The sequence below is a fragment of the Roseixanthobacter glucoisosaccharinicivorans genome, assembly GCF_043195095.2.
Lineage (GTDB): Bacteria > Pseudomonadota > Alphaproteobacteria > Rhizobiales > Xanthobacteraceae > NCEH01.
On record NZ_CM195538.1, the window covers coordinates 2624341 to 2641349 of the forward strand.

The window sequence follows — 17009 nt, forward strand, 5'->3', positions numbered from 1 at the left end:
TTTCGCGGAAATTCGGGTTTAGCGCAGCGGACATGTGGTGAGGAACGGCTTTAAACATGATTTTGTCGGGCAAGCGCATCCTCGTGGCCGAGGATGAGATGCTGGTGGGGCTGCTCCTCGAACAGGCGCTGTTGAGGCAGAATTGTACCGTTTTGGGGCCCATGAGCACGCTGGCGCAAACCCTTGAAGCGGCTCGCACTTTTCCCCTCGACGCCGCCATTCTCGACCGCAACCTGCGCGGCGAGGACGTGCTGCCGGCCGCCGAACTTCTGTTCGACCGGGGAATTCCTGTTTTGTTTTGCAGTGGTTACGGACAAGATCCCGATCTGCCGGCCCATCTGCGGGCGGTGCCGGTTCTGCACAAGCCCTATCTGGAGGCCGGCATGATCGCCGCCCTATCGGGGCTCTTGCGCGACCCTGGCCGGCTTCCCTCCGGCCGCACGCTAATCCCTTCTTAAATATAGATCTTTCCTCCTTCCAGACGAACTTTCGCTGCGCCGGCGAAGAACCGCGCGGCGGCCTTTCGGCCGTCATTGCCGCTGGAGCCCGGCCATGAAGTCGTTTACCGTAAGCGTGCACAGGCCAAGCTCAACCCAATCCGGGCGGGGATAGTGGACCCGCCTCTTCCGCCGAAGGGGGAAGAAGCAATGGATCTCGATCCGGTCGTTCTGGCGCGTCTACAATTCGCTTTCACCGTCTCCTTCCACATTATTTTTCCAAGCTTCACTATCGGGCTGTCTGCTTTTATTGCGACGCTCGAACTGTTGTGGATCAAGACGGACCGCGACGTCTTCCATCGCCTGTCGCGTTTCTGGACCAAGATCTTTGCCGTGAGCTTCGCCATGGGCGTGGTGTCCGGCATTGTCTTGTCCTATCAGTTCGGCACCAATTGGAGCCGCTTCTCCGAGGTGACCGGCAGCGTCATCGGCCCACTGATCGGCTTCGAGGTGCTGACCGCCTTCTTCCTGGAGGCCACGTTCCTGGGCGTGATGCTGTTCGGCTGGAACCGCGTGCCCCGCTGGCTGCATGTGCTCGCCTGCGTGATGGTGGCGGTCGGCACCGCCATGTCGGCCTTCTGGATCCTCTCCGCCAATTCCTGGATGCAGACGCCGACCGGCTACGAGATGCGCGATGGCCTCGCCTATCCCCTTGACTGGCTTGAGATTATCTTCAATCCGAGCTTCCTGCACCGCCTGCCGCACATGCTGCTCGCGGCTTATCTCACCACCTCCCTGGTCGTGTTGGCGGTGGGCGCGCGCTATCTGCTGGCGGGCAAGTTCACCGAGGAAGCCCGCGTGATGATGCAGATGGCCATCGGCATGCTGGCCATCGTCGCGCCGATCCAAGCCTATGTGGGTGATTCCCATGGGCTCAATACCGCCAAATATCAGCCGGCCAAGATCGCCGCCATCGAAGCACATTGGGACGGCTCGAAGCCCGCACCCCTCGTTCTTTTTGCCTGGCCCGACGCAAAGGCGGAGAAGAATCTCTTCGAAATCTCAATCCCCCGCGGCGCCTCCTTGATGATTACACACTCCCTGGATGGCCTTTTCCCTGGCTTGAAGGATTTTGCGCCAAATGACCGGCCTCCGGTGATCGGACCTTTCTTCGGGTTCCGGGCCATGGTGGGCATTGGCGTCGTGATGATCCTGTTCGGCTGGGTCGGCGCGTTCCTGCTCTATAAACGCAAGCTTTATGAAAGCCGCTGGTATCTTTATCCCGCCCACCTCGCATGGCCGCTGGGCTTTCTCGCCATTCTCTCGGGGTGGATCGTCACCGAGCAAGGTCGCCAGCCCTGGCTTGCCTATAACATCCTGCGAACGGCGGATGCCATTTCCCCCGTGAGCGCGGGGGCCGTTGCCTTCACCTTGGTCCTGTTCGTCCTCGTCTATGGCATCATCTTCTCGATGGGCATCTATTACATCAACCGCCTGATCGTGAAGGGGCCAGGGGGATCCGCCATCGCGCCCTCGGGCAATGACACGCCGAGCCGTCCCATCGCCGCCGCGCATGAAGCCGGCCGCGAAGCCATCGCATCCGGTTCGTGAGGAGAATAGGCCATGGAATGGTATCTCCCCGTCATCTGGTCGCTCATCATCGCGGTGGCGGTGGTCATGTATGTGGTGCTCGATGGATTCGACCTCGGCATCGGCATCCTGTTCCCGTTCGCGAAGGAAGAACGCGAGCGCGACCAGATGATGAATACGGTCGCTCCGTTCTGGGACGGCAACGAAACCTGGCTTGTCCTGGGTGGCGGCGGCCTTTGGGTCGCTTTTCCCAAAGCCTATGCGGTGGTGATGCCGGCGCTTTACTTGCCGATCATCATCATGCTGCTGGCCTTGGTGTTTCGCGGGGTCGCGTTCGAATTCCGGTGGGTGGCGCTGACAAGCCGCCGCTGGTGGAACCTGTCCTTCTCCGCCGGCTCCACCCTTGCCGCCTTTTGCCAAGGTGTTGTTCTGGGCGGGCTGGTGCAGGGCATCAATGTGCAGAACGGCCAGTTCGCCGGCGGCTCGTTCGATTGGGCGACCCCCTTCGCCCTTCTGTGCGGGCTCAGCGTGGTGTGCGGCTATGCCCTGCTGGGCAGCACCTGGCTCCTCATGAAGACGGACGGCGCGGTTGCGGTGCAGGCACGGAAGACGGCACTGATGCTGCTTCCGGTGGTTCTTGGCTTCATGGCTCTCGTCAGCCTCTGGACGCCGCTGGCCTTCGACCGCATCGCCCAGCGCTGGTTCGTGACCCCGAACATCTTCTATCTCGCGCCGGTCCCGCTGGTCACAGCCGCGGTGGCTTATCTGGTGTGGCGCGGCTTGAAGGGGACGGCGGAATACGCCCCCTTCTTCGGCTGCATCGCCTTGTTCGTGCTGGGTTTCCTGGGGCTCGGCATCTCGACCTTCCCCTATCTCGTGCCACCCAGCCTCACGGTGTGGCAGACCGCCGCCGCCGCGCCGAGCCAGATCCTGATGCTGTTCGGCGTCATCTTCCTGCTGCCGGTCGTGCTCGGCTACATCGTGTTCGTCTACTGGCTCTTCCGCGGCAAAGTGCGCGAGGGCGAGGGTTATCACTGACCCATGCGCGGGTGCCTCACCCGCGCGCGGTGAGGCCCCCCGCCTTCTCGATAAAGCGCGTCACCACCTCCACCCCGATGCCGTTTCGAATGGAGGAGAAGACGTAAGGCCGTCCGGCGCGCATGCGCTGGGTATCCGCCTCCATCACCGAGAGGTCGGCGCCCACCATGGGGGCAAGGTCGGTCTTGTTCACCACCAGCAGGTCCGAGCGGGTGATGCCCGGGCCGCCCTTGCGCGGGATTTTCTCGCCGCCCGCGACGTCGATGACATAGATGGTGAGGTCGGCCAGCTCCGGGGAAAAGGTGGCGGCGAGATTGTCTCCGCCGGATTCGATCAACACGATGTCCAGATTGGGGAATTTGGCCTGCATATCGGCCACCGCCCGCAGATTGATGGAGGCGTCTTCGCGGATCGCGGTATGGGGGCAGCCCCCGGTCTCCACCCCGAGAATGCGCTCCGGTTCCAGCGCGCCAGCCACCGTGAGGATGCGCGCATCCTCCTTGGTGTAGATGTCGTTGGTGATGGCGCAGATGTCGTAGCGGTTGCGGAATGCCTTGCAGAGCGCTTCCATCAGCGCCGTCTTGCCCGATCCCACCGGGCCGCCGATGCCGACGCGAAGCGGACCATTTGCCGATGTGCTCATGAGCGGAACAGCCTCGTATATTGGGTTTCGTGTCGGAACGAGCCGAGATCGGCCCGGAAGGTCGCGCTGCCCAGGTCGTCCAGGGTGAGAGTGCGGATGTCTGCAGCCAGTGCCCGCACCTTCGGGGCCAAGGCGGCCACCACCCGCGTGCCCGCCGTCTGGCCGATGGGCGCGAGGCGGATGGCGGCGGACACCAGATTCTGCATCATCGCCAGGAGGAAAGCTTCGAGCGCCGGCTGCCGCGGCACGCCATGGGCGGCGGCGGCGAGCCCCACTGCGACGGGATAGGCCACCTCCCCCTTGAGCAAGCCGGCCTGCGCGAGCAGAGCGGGTGCCGGCCAAGCGGCACATACCGCGTCAAGAAAGCTGCGCCCCTGCTGGCAGGTCTCCAGCCGCAACTCGGCCGAGGGCGCAAGCGCGACCGCGAGGGCGTTGACCTCGACCAGACTCGCACCCTCCCCTGCCCCGGCCGCTGCCATGGCCTGCGCGAACAGGATGCCGTCGTTGCGGCCGAGGCCGTGGAGCAGGAGGGTTTCCAGCCAGCCGGCGAGATCCGCCTCGGTGTGGATGTCGCCGGCCTCCACGGCCCACTCCAGGGCATGGGAATAGGCATAGGCGCCCACGGGAAAGGCCGGGGAGAGCCACGCCAGGAGCGGGAGAATATCGGCCAGCCCGGCTTGCGGGACGGCGGCATGATCAGCCATGGCGATGGGAGGGATCCCGGCCGTGGGCATGGTCGTGGGAATGATCGTGGTCATGGGAATGATCATGGCCGCACTCGGGCCCGTGCACATGGGCAGAGGCGCTCGCGGATGCCGCCGTCGCTTCGCCGTGATGCACGTGGCCGTGATGCGTATGATCGCCGTGGGTGTGATCGTGACCGGCCTCATGATGGGCATGGCCGTGGTCGTGATCATGGCCGTGGTCGTGGCCGCAACCGCACGCATGCGCGTCCGCGTGCGCCTCGGCGTGGGCGTGATGCTCGTGCGCATGATGGTCATGGCCAGCGTGCTCATGCCCATGATCGTGGGAATGCCCATGATCGTGGCCGTGCCCATGGGCTTCCGCCGCCTCATAGGCGCCGCGCTCGGGGCGGAAGGGGCGCAGCACCGGGGCGGCGCTGGCGCCGAGGCCGCGCACCATCTCCACCAGCACATGGTCATAGGCGATATAAAGTGCGTCTTCGGTGATCTCGGTGGGCACATGGCGGTTGCCGAGGTGCCAGCCCACCTTCATCAGCCGCAACGGGCTGCCGGTACGCACCTCGATCAGCTTTTCGGGCGCCGCTTCCACCCGCACCAGCGAGCCGTCCTCCAGCTTCAGCGCGTCGCCGTGGTCGAGAAGTGTCGCCTTCTCCAGGTCCAGCAGGAAATCCAGTCCCTTGGCGCCGGTCATGGCGACGCGACGGCGATGCCGGGCTTGATGGTCGAGCATGATGGTGTCCACCACCTTGTCCTCGCGGACGGCGGCACGGCGAACGACGGCGGTGGCACGAAGCATGGAAAAACCTCAGAACAGGAAATAGCGCTGCGCCATGGGGAGAACCTCCGCCGGCTCGCAGACGAGCAATTCCCCGTCCGCGCGCACGTCATAGGTCTCGGCGTCCACCTCGATATGGGGCGTCGCGTCGTTCAGCACCATATCCTTCTTGCCGATGCCGCCGCGCACATTTTCCACAGCCACCAATTGCTTGGCGACCTGGAGCTTCGCCGCCAGCCCGTCCTCGATCGCCGCCTTGGAAACGAAAGTCAGCGAAGAGCCCGTGCGCGCCCGCCCATAGGCGCCGAACATGGGGCGATAATGCACCGGCTGCGGGGTGGGGATGGAGGCGTTCGGATCACCCATCTGCGCCACGGCGATCACTCCGCCCTTCAGCACCAGATCCGGCTTCACGCCGAAGAATGCGGGCGACCAGAGCACGAGGTCAGCGAGCTTTCCGGCCTCCACCGAACCGATGTGCTTCGACATGCCATGGGCGATGGCGGGATTGATGGTGTATTTCGCGATGTAGCGGCGGGCGCGCAGATTGTCATTGTCACCCGTTTCGCCCGGCAGGGCGCCGCGCTGGCGTTTCATCTTGTCGGCGGTCTGCCAGGTGCGGATCACCACCTCGCCCACGCGGCCCATGGCCTGGCTGTCCGAACTCATCATGGAGAGCGCGCCGAGATCGTGAAGGATGTCCTCGGCCGCGATGGTCTCCTTGCGGATGCGGCTTTCAGCGAACGCGAGATCCTCCGCGATGGAGGGGTCGAGATGGTGGCACACCATGAGCATGTCCAAGTGCTCGTCTATGGTGTTGCGGGTGTAGGGCCGGGTCGGATTGGTGGAGGACGGCAGCACGTTGGGCAGCCCCGCCACCTTGATGATGTCGGGGGCATGCCCGCCGCCCGCCCCCTCGGTATGGAAGGCGTGGATGGTGCGGCCTTTGAAGGCCGCGATGGTGTCCTCGACAAAGCCGCTTTCGTTCAGCGTATCGGAATGGATCATCACCTGCACGTCGAAGGCGTCGGCCACGGAGAGGCAGCAATCAATGGCGGCGGGCGTCGTGCCCCAATCCTCGTGCAGCTTGAGCGCACAGGCGCCCGCGCGCACCATCTCCTCCAGCGACGCGGGCAGCGACGCATTGCCCTTGCCGGCGAAGGCGAGGTTCATGGGGAAGGCGTCCGCCGCCTCGATCATGCGAGCGATGTGCCAGGGGCCGGGCGTGCAGGTGGTGGCAAAGGTGCCGGTGGCGGGTCCGGTGCCGCCGCCCAGCATGGTCGTAACGCCGGAGGCCAGCGCCTCCTCGATCTGCTGCGGGCAGATGAAATGAATGTGGCTGTCGAACCCGCCGGCGGTGAGGATCTTGCCCTCGCCCGCAATCACCTCCGTGCCGGGGCCGATGATGATGTCCACCCCGCCCTGCACATCCGGATTGCCGGCCTTGCCGAGCTTCACGATGCGCCCGCCGGAGAGCCCCACGTCGCATTTCACCACGCCCCAATGGTCCAGCACCACCGCATTGGTGATCACCGTATCCACCGCGCCCTTGGCGTTGGTCACCTGGCTCTGGCCCATGCCGTCGCGGATCACCTTGCCGCCGCCGAACTTCACCTCCTCGCCATAAATGGTGAAGTCCTTCTCCACCTCGATCACCAGCGAGGTGTCCGCGAGGCGGATCTTGTCACCGGTGGTGGGGCCGAACATGTGCGCATAGGCGGAACGGGGCAGATGGGCGGGGGTGGACATGGGCTCATCCTGGTCAGAACCGATGGTGCCGGTTCATTGAAGGCGATGTTTGTGGCCTCTCGGGCCATCGAAAGCGCGTGTCGCGGGCCTCACAATTTTCCCGAGACCGCGCCCCGGAAACCGAATACTTCGCGCTTGCCGCCGAACGGCACCAACGTCACTTCCCGCGTCGCCCCTGGCTCGAAGCGCACGGCAGTGCCGGCGGCGATATCCAGCCGCATGCCGCGTGTCTTGTCGCGATCGAAGGCGAGCGCAGGGTTGGTCTCGAAGAAATGATAGTGGCTGCCGACCTGGATCGGCCGATCGCCGGTATTAGCTACCGTCAGCGTCACCCGCTCCGCACCCTCGTTGAACACAATCTGCCCCGGCGCGGTGGTAATCTCGCCCGGCACATCGTCGGAGGCTTCGCCCCGGATGGGGTGGTGCACGGTGACGAGCTTGGTGCCGTCGGGAAAGGTCGCTTCCACCTGGATGTCGTGGAGCATTTCGGCGATCCCCGGCATCACCTGGTCGGTGGTGAGCACATGCGCGCCCGCGGACATGAGATCGGCCACCGTGCGCCCGTCCCGCGCGCCTTCCACCACGAAATCGGTGATCAGGGCCACCGCCTCCGGGAAGTTCAGCTTTACCCCACGGGCGAGGCGCTTGCGCGCCACTTCCGCCGCCATGGCGATGAGCAGCTTGTCCTTTTCGCGCGGCGTAAGCAGCAAGGCCGATCTCCTCAGGAAGCCCAGACGCGCGGCAAGGGCGCGCCCCGAAAATTCATCAAAAACGAGGTGGCGTCCCGCCGCAACATCTCGCTGTCGGCGGCGAGCCAGCGCACCACAAGAAGCCCATTCCAGGCGCTTGCCCCGCATTCGCTGGCGCAGGACTCCAACGCGGCGCGCACCGCGTCAAGCCGTGCTTCCGCGTCGGGCGCCACATAAAGCAGGGTCGCCAGCGCATGCCGGCCGTTGGCGATCGCCGGCTTGGTCAAAAGGGTGTCGATGGCGCCATCCAAGCGCAGCGCATCGGCATAGATCAGGCCGCCGCCGCGCCGCACCCGCCATTGGTCGACCAACGCACCGCTCTTCATCACCTCGCCGCGCGCGGCGCGCCCCAGAACCAGCGCCTCAAAGGCGAGGAACTGGCTTTCGGGCGCAAGGTCCACCTCGTAGCGGCGCGTCAGGCGGGCCTGGTCGAACAGGATTGTTTCCTGTGGCAACCAATGCAGAGCGGCCCCATGGCCGGCGACGAGCCGCACATGGATCGACGCCTCATCGGCATCGGACCGGTAGACTTTCTCAGCAGCAGGGGTGGAGACCGTGAGCCGCGCGCCGTCGCGCGCCTCGATCTCAATGGCAAACCTATCGCCGCAGGCAACCCCGCCGGAGGTGTTGACGATCACAGCCTCCATGTCGCCGCCATCGCTGCGCGGCAGGCGACCGCGCAGAGCGCCCTGCTCCTCCAGCTCCTGCAAATGGGTCCGCCCGCGTGCGCCGGCCGCGGCGATCCGAAGGCGCCCCACGCTGCGCTGGCGCTTCGGCGCTTCGCTGACCAGGATCGGGGGCAAATCCTCAGATCGCCATGAGGCGGCGGACGTCATCCCCATCAAGCCCGCTCCGGTCCCCGCTCGCCACCACCTCGCCGCGCTCCATCAGAATGAAGCGGTCGGCCAAATCGCGGGCAAATTCGAAATATTGCTCCACCAGTACGATGGCCATATCCCCCTTGTCGCGCAAATAGGAAATGGCCCGGCCGATATCCTTGATAATGGACGGCTGAATGCCTTCCGTCGGTTCGTCCAGCACCAGCAGGCGCGGACGCGTCACCAAAGCGCGGCCGATGGCCAATTGCTGCTGCTGCCCGCCCGAGAGGTCGCCGCCGCGCCGGCCCATCATGGATTTCAGCACCGGGAAGAGTTCGAAAATCTCGTCCGGCACATATTTGTCCTTGCGGGCGAGACGGGCGAAGCCGGTCTCCAGATTCTCCTTCACGCTCAGCAGCGGAAACACCTCGCGCCCCTGGGGCACGAAGCCGATGCCGAGCGCGGCGCGGTCCGGCGTCGGCAGGCGGGTGATGTCGCGGCCATCGAAATTGATCGAGCCGCCGGCGATGGCGCGTTGGCCGACGATGGCGCGCAGCAGCGAGGTCTTGCCGACCCCGTTGCGCCCGAGCACGCATGTCACCTGCCCCGGCATCGCCTCCAGCGACACGCTGCGCAAGGTGTGGGCGGCGCCGTAATAGAGATCGAGATTCTCGACCTTCAGCATGAGAGATCTCCGCTAGGGCGTGCAGAAGCCCTCTCCCGCTTGCGGGGGAGGGTTGGGAGGGGGCTGGCCGCAGGCCGGAAAACGTCTGGATTTTGAAGCGGTCGCGTCTGCCCCCTCCCCGACCCTCCCCCGCAAGCGGGAGAGGGAGTTCGCCATGCGGGAGAGGATGCACCGAAAACGAACATCCTCACCTCCCCAGATAGACTTCGATGACGCGCTCGTCGGCGCTCACCTGATCGAGCGGCCCTTCGGCGAGCACGGAGCCTTCGTGCAGCACAGTCACCTTCACGTCCAGGTCGCGCACGAATTGCATGTCGTGCTCCACCACCACCACGGCGCGGGTCTTGGCGATCTCGCGCAGCAGTTCGGCGGTGTCGGCGGTCTCCTGGTCGGTCATGCCGGCGGCCGGCTCGTCCACCAGCAGAAGCCGCGGCTCCTGCGCCAGCAGCATGCCGATCTCCAGCCATTGCTTCTGCCCATGACTGAGCTCAGAGGCCTTGCGGCCGCGATGGTCCTTCAGGCGGATGCGCTCCAGCAGCGCGTCGATGCGCTCGCGCTCATGGGCGGTGCGGCGCCAGTAGATGTTGGAGAACGGCCGCCGGTCGGCTTTTACCGCCAGCAGCAGATTGTCTTCGACCGTGTGCATGTCGAACACGGTCGGGGTCTGGAATTTGCGGCCGATGCCGAGCTCCGCAATCGCCGCCTCGTCCAGGCGCGTCAGGTCGTGCACGCCGGCGAACAGGGCCTCTCCCTTGGTGGGGCGGGTCTTGCCGGTGATGACGTCCATCATGGTGGTCTTACCGGCGCCATTGGGACCGATGATGGCCCGCATCTCCGCTTCCTCGATGGTCAACGACAAGGCGTTGAGCGCGCGGAAACCGTCGAACACCACCGAGACATTGTCGAGATACAATAGCGATTGGGCAAGGATCGGGGTGAGGGCTTGGCTCGCTTCCATGGTCTCACTCCGCCGGCTTGGCCGAAGCCACGGCACTTGGTGCGGGCTTATGACGTTTGGCAGAAAGGCTGCCCCATAGACCGAGCACGCCACGCGGCAGGAACAAGGTCACCAGCACGAACAGCGCGCCGAGGGCAAACAGCCAGGCTTCCGGCAGCACGCCGGTGAACCAGGTCTTGCCGGCATTCACGATCAGCGCGCCGAGCGCCGCCCCCACCAGCGTGCCACGCCCGCCGACCGCCACCCAGATGACGATCTCGATGGAATTGGCCGGCGCAAACTCGCCGGGATTAATGATACCCACCTGCGGCACATACAGCGCGCCCGCCGCGCCCGCGAGCATGGCCGAGACGGTCCAGGCCAGCAGCTTGTAGTTGGCGACCCGGTAGCCGAGGAAGCGCGTGCGGCTTTCCGCATCGCGCACCGCGACCAGCACCTTGCCGTATTTGGAGGTCACCAGCGCCCGGCACAGCAGATATCCCGCCGCCAGCGCTATGGCGGACAGGACGAACAAGGCCACGCGCGTGCCGTCGGCGGAGATGGAGAAGCCGAGGATGTCCTTGAAATCGGTCAGCCCATTATTGCCGCCGAAGCCCATGTCGTTGCGGAAGAAGGCCAGCATCAGCGCAAATGTCATGGCCTGGGTGATGATGGAGAGATAGACGCCCGTGACGCGCGAGCGGAAGGCGAACCAGCCGAACGCGAATGCCAGCACGCCGGGCACCACCAGGGCCATGATCATGGCAAAGGGGAACCAGTCGAACCCGTACCAGAACCAGGGCAGTTCCTTGTAATTGAGGAACACCATGAAATCCGGCAGCACCGGATTGCCATAGACGCCCCGTGCGCCGATCTGGCGCATCAGATACATGCCCATGGCATAGCCGCCGAGCGCGAAGAAGGCGCCGTGGCCCAGCGAGAGCACCCCGCAATAGCCCCACACCAAATCCACCGAGACCGCCAGCAGCGCGTAGCAGAGATATTTTCCGAGCAGCGGCACGAGATAATTGGAAATGTGGAACGCGCTGCCTTCCGGCACTACCAGATTGGCGATGGGCACCAGGATAGCGGCCGCGGCCACCAGAACGAGGAAGATCGCGCCCGGGCGATCGACAATGCCGAGGCCCTTCATGATTCCACCGCCCGGCCCTTCAGCGCGAACAGGCCGCGCGGGCGCTTCTGAATGAACAGGATGATGAACACCAGCAACGCGATCTTCGCGAGCACGGCGCCGGCGAACGGCTCCAGCAGCTTGTTGGCGATGCCGAGGCTGAAGGCCGCAACCAGCGTGCCCCACAGATTGCCCACGCCGCCGAACACCACCACCATGAAGCTGTCGATGATATAGCCCTGCCCGAGATTGGGGCTGACATTGTCGATCTGCGAGAGCGCCACGCCGGCGATGCCGGCGATGCCCGAGCCGAGCCCGAAGGTGAGCGCGTCGATGCGGCCGGTGCGGATGCCCATGGCGCCCGCCATGCGGCGGTTCTGGGTGACGGCGCGCACATAGAGCCCGAGCGAGGTGCGCTTCAGCACCATCAGAAGCGCGAAGAACACGCCGAGCGCGAAGATGATGATGCACAGGCGGTTATAGGTGATCGACAACTGCCCGAGCTGGAACGCCCCGGACATCCAGGACGGCGCGCCGACTTCCTTGTTTGTCGGGCCGAAGATGGTGCGCGTCGCCTGCTGCAGCATCAACGAAATGCCCCAGGTGGCCAGCAGGGTTTCCAGCGGGCGGCCATAGAGGAAGCGGATCACCGTGCGCTCGATCACGATGCCGACCAGGCCGGTGAACAGGAACGCCAGTGGCAGGGCAATGGCCAGGGACCATTCGAACAGATAGGGCGCCTTGGTGCGGATCAGCTCCTGCACCACGAAGGTGGTGTAGGCGCCGAGCATCACCATCTCGCCGTGGGCCATGTTGATGACCCCCATCACGCCGAAGGTGATGGCAAGGCCGATGGCGGCCAGCAGCAGCACAGAGCCCAGGGAAAGCCCGTACCAGATATTCTGCGCCACGTTCCAGAAGGCGAGCGAACGGTTGATCTTCGTTATCCCCGCATCGGCGGCGGCGCGCAGGGCGGGCGAAGCATCGGCGGGCACGCCCGCCAGCAGCGCCAAGGCCTCCTGGTCGCCGCGATCGACGATCAGCTTGGTGGCGGCGATGCGCTCGGCCTCCGGCGCATCGGCCTTGGTGAGGATGATGGCGGCCCGCGCTTGGGCAAGCGCCGCCTTCGCGTCCGTGTCGCGCTCGCGGGCGATGGCGGCGTCCAGGGCGGGAAGCGCGGCGGCATCGCGCGACTTGAACACCGCGCCGGCGGCATCTATCCGCTTCGCCGCATCCGGGCTCGCAAGGGCGAGGGCTCCTGCGGCGGCTTCCACCGCGCGGCGCACGCGATTGTTCAGGCGCACGGTCTTCAGATCCGCCGGGGCCGTTGCCACCGCGGCGCCCGTGGCGGCTTCCGTAAGGGCGCCAGCCTTGGTTTTCACATAGACCGCCTTGGTGGCGGGATCGAACACGAGCCGTCCGTCCCCCACCGCATCGACGATGACGGCGGCCTGGGGATTGGGGCTGAGCGCCAGCGCGGCAAGGCCGGCCTCGGTGTCGGAATAGCTGTCTGCGGCAAACCGCGCCACGGCCGGGGCAATATCGGCGGCGCCCTGGCAGCGGCCCTCGGTCACGAAACCGGGTCCGGCGCCGAGGAGAACCAGCCCCAGCAGTGCGGACACAGCCAGCCGCATCAAGGAAATCATCATGTCGGCCTCGCCCGGAGCGGCGGCGATGCGTCCGCCTGCTCCCCCCGAAGCAGGCGGACGCCGCCGCGACTTGCCTTCTTTCGAAGGCTCACCCACCGCGCGCAACCGCGCGGCGGGACGGCATTTCGGAACCCTCAGGCTCTCACTTGGTCGCGGTGCCGAGGCAGACCTTCTTGACCGAATCATAGTTGCCGCACTTGAGCTGCACCCAATCGGCCACCAGATCCTTCGAACCTTCCAGCTGCTTGGACCAGGCTTCGCCGGGGATCAGGTTCTCGGTCTTCCACACCACGTTGAACTGCCCATTGTCCTCGATCTCGCCGATGAACACGGGCTTGGTGATGTGATGGTTCGGCAGCATTTCCGAGACACCGCCGGTGAGGTTCGGCTGCTTGGTGCCGGGCAGAGCGTCGATCACCTTGTCCGCGTCCACCGTACCGGCCTTGGTCACGGCCTGGACCCACATGTTGAAGCCGATGTAATGGGCTTCCATGGGATCGTTGGTGACGGCCTTCGGATTCTTCATGAAGGTCTGCCACTGCTTGATGAAGGCGTCGTTTTCCGGCGTCTTGATTGACATGAAATAGTTCCACGCCGCGAGATGCCCCACCAGCGGTTTGGTGTCGATGCCGGCCAGTTCTTCCTCGCCCACGGAGAAGGCGACGACGGGAATGTCGGTGGCCTTGATGCCCTGGTTCGCCAGTTCCTTGTAGAACGGCACGTTAGCATCGCCATTGATGGTGGAAACGACCGCCGTCTTCTTGCCCGCCGAACCGAACTTCTTGATGTCGGCAACGATGGTCTGCCAGTCGGACTGGCCGAACGGGGTGTAGTTGATCATGATGTCCTCGGACTTCACGCCCTTGGACTTCAGGTAAGCTTCCAGAATCTTGTTGGTGGTGCGGGGATAGACATAATCCGTGCCCGCGAGCACCCAACGCTCGACCTTTTCTTCCTTGGCGAGATAATCCACCGCCGGAATGGCCTGCTGGTTCGGGGCGGCGCCGGTGTAGAACACGTTGCGCTCGCTCTCCTCGCCCTCATATTGAACGGGGTAGAACAGGATCGAGTTCAGTTCCTTGAACACCGGCAGCACCGACTTGCGGCTCACCGAGGTCCAGCAGCCGAACACCACGGCGACCTTGTCCTTCGTGATCAGCTCGCGGGCCTTTTCGGCGAACAGGGGCCAGTTCGACGCGGGGTCGACCACGACCGCCTCGAGCTTCTTGCCGAGCACGCCGCCCTTCTTGTTCTGCTCGTCGATCAGCATCAGCATGGCATTCTTCAGCGTGGTCTCACTGATCGCCATGGTGCCGGACAGGGAGTGCAGGATACCGACCTTGATGGTCTCTTCCGCTTTGGCTGCGCTTATGCTTGCCGCGAGGGCGGCCGCTGCCGCCAGCGCCCCGATGCCTTTGGTGGTCCGTCCCAGAAATTCGAGCATACGCTCTCTCCGTGTTCGTCGGCCGGCGCGAAGCCAGCAACCAGGGAGAGCAAGGGGCGTGCCACAATTCCGCCAAACGCCGAGAGGGTTGCGTGGCGCGCTCTCAGCCGTCGGCGTACCCCGCCTAATTTGTATACAGCCAAGGAAATATGGCTACAAATTAATCATTTGCATAAAAAATAGCCGATCCGGCGATGGGGGATTGCCCCCATCGCGGAGTCGCGGCCCGCTTTCCGATCGGCGCACGGGCGCAGCGCTTAAAGGACGTGGAACAAGTAAAGCAGAACGATCACCGAAAACGGTACGCCCAGCAGCCACAGTACAAACCCGCGCATCGTCTTCACTCCTTCAGGTTTTTACGCTCTGAAATGAAAACGCCGCGCTTGCGGAAGCGTTCCCGGCCCCGCGCGCAATCCACCACATTGCATCGCGGAAAACTTGACCGCAGGCGCAGCACGCTCTTTTGTGGCGCGTTTGCACGCAGCGAGGAAAAGCATGGACACTCTGCTCGAAGGATACCGGCGGTTTCGCGACCTCGCGTGGCCCACGTACAAGGATCTGTTCGAGCGCCTCGCCGCGCGAGGCCAGAAGCCGCATACCTTCGTCGTCGCGTGCTCGGACAGCCGGGTCGATCCGCAGCTGATCTTCGATGCCGGGCCGGGCGAGTTGTTCGTGGTGCGCAACGTCGCCAACCTCGTGCCCCCCTACGAACCGGACGGGAATTATCACGGCACCAGCGCGGCCTTGGAATTCGCGGTGCGCGTGCTGGAGGTTGAGCGCATCGTCGTGCTCGGCCACGCCCAATGCGGCGGTGTCCACGCCCTGCTGGAAGGCGCGCCCGTGCTCGCGCGCGACTTCGTGGCCAGCTGGATCACCATCGCCGAACCGGCGCGCACGGAAACAATGAACGCCAACCTGCCCCCCGCCGAACGCCAGCGTTTCTGCGAATTGTGCTGCGTGCGCCTTTCGCTGCGCAATCTCGCCACCTTCCCCTGGCTCAGCGAACGGGTTGCCGAAGGTAAGCTCAAGCTGCATGGGGCTTATTTCGGCGTCGCCACTGGCAAGCTGGAGTTGTTGGGTGAAGACGGCAGCTTCCATGCCGCATAAGTTCCCCCGCCAAGTTGAGAGGCACGGCCCAAGCCAAGCCTGTCACACGCGTTTTACCGCTTCATCCTACAGGCTTGATTTGACATCGTGCGTGGCGTCACACGCCGGGCTGGGAGCTCAGGATCATGAAGCAGGACACCATCGATCCGGTGCAGGCGACTCTGTTGCCTGAAAATGCCGGGCGCCGCCACGTCGCGGATATCGTCGAGTTCCTCAATCAGAAAGAGCTCTCCGAGGCGGTGCAATTCGTCACCACCTTGCCGAACGAATGGGCGGTCGAGGTTCTCGACCAGCCGGACTTCGACCTGGCGTGCGAAGTCATCGAGACGCTGCCGCAGGATAAGGCTGTGGCGCTGCTGGAGGGCATGTCCAGCGATCGCGCCGCCGATATCCTGCGCTGGATCGACGATCCGGTGCGCGGCGAGTTGCAGCATCGCCTTTCGCCCGAAACGCGCACGGCCATCGCCCATCTGCTGACCTATCCGGAGAATACCGCCGGCGGCCTGATGACCACGGAATATGTCAGCGTTCCCGCCGACTGGACCGTGGAGCAGACCCTGGTCTATCTGCGCGAGGTCGAGGCCTCGCGCGAAACCATTTATGCCATCTACCTGCTCGACCCCGCCTCCAAGCGCCTGGTGAATGTGGTGCGGCTGCGTCGGCTGATCTCGGCCAGCCCCTCCGACACGATGCTTTCTCTGGCCCAACCCTATGAGGTCATCACCACCAAGCCGCTGACCGACCGCGAGGAGGTGGCGCGGCAGATGGCGAAATATGACCTCATCGCGCTGCCCGTGGTCGACAGCACCCACCATCTGCTCGGCATCGTCACCTTCGACGACATGATCGACGCCATGATCGCCGAGCAGACGGAGGACGTGCAGCGCATGGGCGGCATGGAGGCCATCGACGAGCCTTACATGCAGATTTCCTTCCTGCAGATGATCAAGAAGCGCGCTGGCTGGCTGTGCGTTCTCTTCCTCTCGGAAATGCTGACCGCCAGCGCCATGCAGGTCTATTCGGACGAGTTGGAGAAGGCGATCGTCCTCGCGCTGTTCATTCCGCTGGTCATGAGCTCCGGCGGCAATTCCGGTTCCCAGGCCACCTCGCTCATCATCCGCGCGCTCGCCCTGCGCGAAGTCCGGCTGAAGGATTGGTACCGCGTGGTCTTGCGCGAAATCCCGACCGGCATCGTGCTCGGGTCCATCCTGGGCGTCATCGGCATCATCCGCATCGTGGTCTGGCAGGAGCTGGGCATTTTCGATTATGGCGAGCACTGGCAACTGCTGGCGATCACCATCGGCGCCGCGCTGATCGGCATCGTCACCTTCGGCTCCTTCGCCGGATCCATGCTGCCCTTCATCCTCAAGCGCGTCGGCTTCGATCCGGCGAGCGCGTCTGCCCCGTTCGTCGCAACGCTCGTGGATGTCACCGGGCTGATCATCTATTTCAGCGTCGCCTACGCGATCCTGCGCGGCACCATCCTGTGAGGATGCGGGCATTGCACTGAATAGAAAAAGCCGGCGCCCGTGCGGCGCCGGCTTTGCTCTAA

16 protein-coding genes are annotated in these 17009 nt (G+C 64.6%); 5 read left to right on the plus strand and 11 right to left on the minus strand.

What is annotated here, in order from left to right:
- Positions 1-56: 56 nt before the first annotated feature.
- The 3 genes from V5F78_RS11920 (at position 57) to cydB (ending at position 3065) form a co-directional block, all read left to right on the plus strand.
- Positions 57-458 carry a response regulator gene (locus tag V5F78_RS11920; RefSeq protein ID WP_394072472.1) on the plus strand — a complete coding sequence of 134 codons (402 nt, stop codon included), beginning with the start codon at positions 57-59 and terminating at the stop codon, positions 456-458.
- A 189-nt stretch (positions 459-647) separates the two neighbouring features.
- Complete coding sequence (locus V5F78_RS11925; RefSeq protein WP_394072474.1) at positions 648-2048, plus strand: cytochrome ubiquinol oxidase subunit I; 1401 nt, start codon at positions 648-650, stop codon at positions 2046-2048.
- 12 nt (positions 2049-2060) lie between these two features.
- A complete protein-coding gene (gene cydB, locus V5F78_RS11930; protein WP_394072476.1) occupies positions 2061-3065 on the plus strand; it encodes a cytochrome d ubiquinol oxidase subunit II in 1005 nt (334 codons plus the stop codon).
- A gap of 16 nt (positions 3066-3081) precedes the next feature.
- On the opposite strand, the gene ureG is transcribed toward cydB, so the two are convergent.
- From ureG to urtA, 11 genes are all read right to left on the minus strand, one after another.
- Complete coding sequence (gene ureG / locus V5F78_RS11935) at positions 3082-3708, minus strand: urease accessory protein UreG (protein ID WP_394072478.1); 627 nt, start codon at positions 3706-3708, stop codon at positions 3082-3084.
- The gene (locus V5F78_RS11940) at positions 3705-4466 is read right to left on the minus strand and encodes an urease accessory protein UreF (protein ID WP_394072480.1); all 762 of its coding nucleotides are present in this window, start codon (positions 4464-4466) and stop codon (positions 3705-3707) included. The genes ureG and V5F78_RS11940 overlap by 4 nt, the downstream gene beginning before the upstream one ends.
- On the minus strand, positions 4405-5208 hold the full coding sequence (gene ureE / locus V5F78_RS11945; protein ID WP_394072482.1) for an urease accessory protein UreE: 804 nt from the start codon (positions 5206-5208) through the stop codon (positions 4405-4407). The genes V5F78_RS11940 and ureE overlap by 62 nt, the downstream gene beginning before the upstream one ends.
- A gap of 9 nt (positions 5209-5217) precedes the next feature.
- Positions 5218-6936 (minus strand): urease subunit alpha, encoded by a 1719-nt coding sequence (gene ureC, locus V5F78_RS11950; protein ID WP_394072484.1) that lies wholly within the window; start codon positions 6934-6936, stop codon positions 5218-5220.
- A gap of 89 nt (positions 6937-7025) precedes the next feature.
- The gene (locus V5F78_RS11955) at positions 7026-7646 is read right to left on the minus strand and encodes an urease subunit gamma (RefSeq protein ID WP_394072486.1); all 621 of its coding nucleotides are present in this window, start codon (positions 7644-7646) and stop codon (positions 7026-7028) included.
- Between the two features lie 11 nt (positions 7647-7657).
- On the minus strand, positions 7658-8521 hold the full coding sequence (locus tag V5F78_RS11960; RefSeq protein ID WP_394072506.1) for an urease accessory protein UreD: 864 nt from the start codon (positions 8519-8521) through the stop codon (positions 7658-7660).
- Positions 8493-9188 (minus strand): urea ABC transporter ATP-binding subunit UrtE, encoded by a 696-nt coding sequence (urtE, locus tag V5F78_RS11965; protein WP_394045982.1) that lies wholly within the window; start codon positions 9186-9188, stop codon positions 8493-8495. Before urtE ends, V5F78_RS11960 begins: the two co-directional genes overlap by 29 nt.
- A gap of 187 nt (positions 9189-9375) precedes the next feature.
- Entirely contained in the window at positions 9376-10146 is a 771-nt protein-coding gene (gene urtD, locus V5F78_RS11970; protein WP_348846158.1) for an urea ABC transporter ATP-binding protein UrtD, read from the minus strand.
- Between the two features lie 4 nt (positions 10147-10150).
- Positions 10151-11278, minus strand: a complete 1128-nt coding sequence (urtC, locus tag V5F78_RS11975; protein WP_394072488.1) for an urea ABC transporter permease subunit UrtC — start codon at positions 11276-11278, stop codon at positions 10151-10153.
- A complete protein-coding gene (urtB, locus tag V5F78_RS11980; protein WP_394072490.1) occupies positions 11275-12906 on the minus strand; it encodes an urea ABC transporter permease subunit UrtB in 1632 nt (543 codons plus the stop codon). The genes urtC and urtB overlap by 4 nt, the downstream gene beginning before the upstream one ends.
- 142 nt (positions 12907-13048) lie before the next feature.
- Positions 13049-14350 (minus strand): urea ABC transporter substrate-binding protein, encoded by a 1302-nt coding sequence (gene urtA / locus V5F78_RS11985; RefSeq protein ID WP_394072492.1) that lies wholly within the window; start codon positions 14348-14350, stop codon positions 13049-13051.
- Between the two features lie 495 nt (positions 14351-14845).
- Between urtA and V5F78_RS11990 the strand changes: the two genes are divergently transcribed.
- Positions 14846-15457, plus strand: coding sequence for a carbonic anhydrase (locus V5F78_RS11990; protein ID WP_394072494.1), 612 nt, complete (start codon positions 14846-14848; stop codon positions 15455-15457).
- A gap of 125 nt (positions 15458-15582) precedes the next feature.
- Positions 15583-16947 carry a magnesium transporter gene (gene mgtE, locus V5F78_RS11995; protein WP_394072496.1) on the plus strand — a complete coding sequence of 455 codons (1365 nt, stop codon included), beginning with the start codon at positions 15583-15585 and terminating at the stop codon, positions 16945-16947.
- Positions 16948-17009 lie beyond the last annotated feature (62 nt).

What these genes read in the sequence shown, in the direction of transcription:
- V5F78_RS11920 (WP_394072472.1), top strand. Translation starts at nt 57, where the DNA reads ATGATTTTGTCGGGCAAGCGCATCCTCGTGGCCGAGGATGAGATGCTG.
- V5F78_RS11925 (WP_394072474.1), top strand. Translation starts at nt 648, where the DNA reads ATGGATCTCGATCCGGTCGTTCTGGCGCGTCTACAATTCGCTTTCACC.
- cydB (WP_394072476.1), top strand. Translation starts at nt 2,061, where the DNA reads ATGGAATGGTATCTCCCCGTCATCTGGTCGCTCATCATCGCGGTGGCG.
- ureG (WP_394072478.1), bottom strand. Translation starts at nt 3,708, where the DNA reads ATGAGCACATCGGCAAATGGTCCGCTTCGCGTCGGCATCGGCGGCCCG.
- V5F78_RS11940 (WP_394072480.1), bottom strand. Translation starts at nt 4,466, where the DNA reads ATGACCACGATCATTCCCACGACCATGCCCACGGCCGGGATCCCTCCC.
- ureE (WP_394072482.1), bottom strand. Translation starts at nt 5,208, where the DNA reads ATGCTTCGTGCCACCGCCGTCGTTCGCCGTGCCGCCGTCCGCGAGGAC.
- ureC (WP_394072484.1), bottom strand. Translation starts at nt 6,936, where the DNA reads ATGTCCACCCCCGCCCATCTGCCCCGTTCCGCCTATGCGCACATGTTC.
- V5F78_RS11960 (WP_394072506.1), bottom strand. Translation starts at nt 8,521, where the DNA reads ATGACGTCCGCCGCCTCATGGCGATCTGAGGATTTGCCCCCGATCCTG.
- urtE (WP_394045982.1), bottom strand. Translation starts at nt 9,188, where the DNA reads ATGCTGAAGGTCGAGAATCTCGATCTCTATTACGGCGCCGCCCACACC.
- urtD (WP_348846158.1), bottom strand. Translation starts at nt 10,146, where the DNA reads ATGGAAGCGAGCCAAGCCCTCACCCCGATCCTTGCCCAATCGCTATTG.
- urtC (WP_394072488.1), bottom strand. Translation starts at nt 11,278, where the DNA reads ATGAAGGGCCTCGGCATTGTCGATCGCCCGGGCGCGATCTTCCTCGTT.
- urtB (WP_394072490.1), bottom strand. Translation starts at nt 12,906, where the DNA reads ATGATGATTTCCTTGATGCGGCTGGCTGTGTCCGCACTGCTGGGGCTG.
- urtA (WP_394072492.1), bottom strand. Translation starts at nt 14,350, where the DNA reads ATGCTCGAATTTCTGGGACGGACCACCAAAGGCATCGGGGCGCTGGCG.
- V5F78_RS11990 (WP_394072494.1), top strand. Translation starts at nt 14,846, where the DNA reads ATGGACACTCTGCTCGAAGGATACCGGCGGTTTCGCGACCTCGCGTGG.
- mgtE (WP_394072496.1), top strand. Translation starts at nt 15,583, where the DNA reads ATGAAGCAGGACACCATCGATCCGGTGCAGGCGACTCTGTTGCCTGAA.